The organism is Trinickia dinghuensis, from assembly GCF_003367175.1.
GTDB classification, from domain to species: domain Bacteria; phylum Pseudomonadota; class Gammaproteobacteria; order Burkholderiales; family Burkholderiaceae; genus Trinickia; species Trinickia dinghuensis.
The window spans coordinates 1-2917 of sequence record NZ_QRGA01000007.1 but is presented as its reverse complement, the minus strand read 5'-3'; the positions used below and the strand labels follow the sequence as shown (position 1 = coordinate 2917).

The following is a 2917-nucleotide window of genomic DNA, read 5'->3' as shown; positions in this document are numbered from 1 at the left end:
CGAATGCTTGTTTGCACCGACGTGCAAAAGGTCGTTTGTGGTCGTTACGAAGACGATTTTTCAGCACTAAACGATAACTAGGAATTATCAAATAGCTACCTATCAAGACTTTTTGCAAACAAGGCAATACAGTTTCCAGCAACTGGAACTGGCTGAGTCCGAGTACGAAGTGCGTCATGGCATCGCGCCGTACAACGTATCCCTGTGGGATGCGGACCCTGCCTTTGTTAGCGGACTTGGCATTCAACCGTCCTTGCGTGTCCCGAGTTCGCCTTTCGAGTACGTGTTTTCCTATCGAGTGTCTTCGGAGCTCAAGCGGGATATTGCGGGGAAGCTCGGATACACTGGTCATCGCGCGGTGCTGCTAACGCCGAGCGGAACGGCCGCCAACCTTGTGGTGCTGAATCTCCTGCGACACCTCGGCAAGACGCGCCTTTGGATCGTCCTACCCTCCTACTTCCAGGTCCCGATTGCGGCACAAGAAATCGGCTTTGAGGTTTTTTGCGACCACGCAAAGCAAGATGGATTGGGCTGGTCAGCTCCCGACTTGTCGGCACTTGATGTTCAGACGGACGTGGTGTGGGTCACCCATCCAATCTACGGCATCGGTGAAACGTTCACTCCTGCCACGATAGAAACACTGCGGCGCTACATGGCCGCGGGAGGCCTAGTGGTAGGCGACGAGTGCCAGTGCATGGTGGGAACAGAATTGGGTCGGCATGTGGAGCAGTCCTCCGGGTTCATTGGAACCTACTCGCCACATAAATCTGTCTGTATGAATGGCGTTAAATTAGGGGCCGTGATCGCTGACTTGCAGCATGTGGAAACATTGGAGTACTTGTCTGATATCTGGGCCGGTCCGCTAACCCGGATGTCGATCTCCGACGCTGAGCATTTTCTATCGCGGAATTTTGATGAGATGCTGCTAGCTGTCCACGGCAAGCTTGCCGAGTCGGAGGTTGCGGTTCGATCCATCTGCGAGCAATTCGGCTGCACCTTGCTAGGCTCTACGGGGCCGTACCGAGCAGTTCACGTGAACGGTATTTCGCGCGACCTCGAATTATCGCTTCCCTATGTGTCTCAGCTGATTCACGAGACGGGTACATCGTTTCTCCCGTCATACGTAAACCTCGGCCCGACAGACGCGCCCTTTAGCTTCCGCGTAAATCTAGCACGTCGAGGCATTGCTATGGAGGGCGCGCTTGGCCGACTGCTCGGGGCGATCCGGGATAGTTGTCCCATTTGATCGCTCATTTAACAACGCTTTCAGGCGCGATCTTTGGCCGATTTATCGAGTTCGACGGAGATGCATTCGAGCTTATCTAGTCCTCCAGCTACAAGCTGATGCACCGCGCCACTACCGGTCGATCTCTTCGTCATATCTGACAACGTGGCAAGAGCAGAGCGCGCTAGCCGGCTTTGCATAGGCTCATTGTTCCGAAGCACAGCGGTCCGGACCAGAGCCTGCACGGTACGTTTCGGAATCGGCTGGGCCAAAGCATTTGCGAGTGCGCGTGTGCGAATTATTTGAGTCAGAATGCCATTTGTAGCGGCAATAACCGCGTAGAGCGCCATAACACCCGCTGCGGTTGTCTGAACAACTTCTATCCACGAGCCAAGTCGCGCAGAAACGAGTGTTGCGTTCGGCGCCTCCGTAGACATCAACTGACCAGCCAAGCGTACGACTTCGGCTGTGCCGATCGCAGGGCGCTCGCGATAAACCACAGTGACCGACGCTTCAGCTGTCTCATCGCCGGTCGGAAGCAACCGGCCGATAGCTTCGCTATAAAGATCAACGCTCTGCTGAAGAAGCAGATAGAGTCGGTTGTGCAATTCCGTGATCGTTGCGGACACATTGGGCGCGAGGTTGGACTCGTCAAGCAGCCGCCCTGTCTCTTCTGCCGCATGCACGAGGAACCCTATTGGCAGCACATTTTGTCGAGCAAGCACCTCGGTGACTCGTGCCAGGAATCGAAACTCGTCACGCTTGACACCTATGCCGCTCGCAGCCACCGCACATAGAGCGCCCATCGCGTGGCTTAATGCGAGTAGCCGATGTTCCGGACCGTAATTGACTTCCAGCATCGCGCTGAGAAAGTACCATTTGCGATCGACATAGGAAGACTTCAACGCCGCAACAATGTCCTCGGCTGGATTGCACTGTGCATCACCCAGGTAGATCAGCGTGATGGACATCAAATCTGACTTGGATATCCCGAAGATGGTGCCGACTGCCTCAGCGTTCAACTGAATCCTATCGAAACGGCACTCCAACATCAGGGCATACAGGAAAGTACAATCGGCGATCCGCATGTCTTCGAAGCCGGTCCGGTCGAAAGTATTCTGCAAGGCACTAGCATGTTTGAACGAGCACTCTCTCAAGACTGATTGCTCGAACGCCGAGTCGTGAATGCTCGCGCGATCGAAGCTGGTCTGTGAGAAGCAGCCGCCTTGAACCGTGATATCAAGCAAGAGCGCTTGTTCGAAGCTGCATGCTTTGAACTCACAGCGGGCAAAAGAGCAGGATCGGAGGTCCGCGTCGATAAATGTGCAGCCAACGAAGGTGCAGTCTGTGAAGCGCGCTCCTTCGATATCGCAATTGTCAAAGCGCACGTTCGAGAAGGTGCATTGCTGAAACAACGCGCCGATCAATAGGGACCGACTTAAGTCGGCGGAGCTTGCTTGTACGCGGGCGTATGACCGATAGGTGAGGTCTGACCTCGGCTGGAAATCCTGTGCCGCGTCCCCGACAACCAATGGTCCCGCGCGATTTACCAAGTCGCTCATGCTCGTTCCGCCTGGCTGGGCTTCAAGTGCAAAAGACGCATGATAATTCCTAGTTATCGCCCCCCGCGGCCCGAGGCCCTTAGCAAAGCCTCCCGCAGCCCCTGATCGGAAACGTGCGTGTAGATCTCAG

Annotated in this window: 2 protein-coding genes; one reads left to right on the top strand and one right to left on the bottom strand. The window is 55.2% G+C overall.

The features are described from left to right. The first annotated feature begins 169 nt into the window (after positions 1-169). Positions 170-1246, top strand: a complete 1077-nt coding sequence (locus tag DWV00_RS12475; protein WP_220274687.1) for an aminotransferase class I/II-fold pyridoxal phosphate-dependent enzyme — start codon at positions 170-172, stop codon at positions 1244-1246. A 20-nt stretch (positions 1247-1266) separates the two neighbouring features. On the opposite strand, the gene DWV00_RS12470 is transcribed toward DWV00_RS12475, so the two are convergent. Continuing rightward, positions 1267-2787, bottom strand: coding sequence for a pentapeptide repeat-containing protein (locus DWV00_RS12470; RefSeq protein ID WP_115533916.1), 1521 nt, complete (start codon positions 2785-2787; stop codon positions 1267-1269). Positions 2788-2917 lie beyond the last annotated feature (130 nt).

Bases quoted from the DNA above. Each gene is read 5' to 3' on its own strand.
- DWV00_RS12470 (WP_115533916.1), bottom strand. From the start codon at position 2,787: ATGAGCGACTTGGTAAATCGCGCGGGACCATTGGTTGTCGGGGACGCG.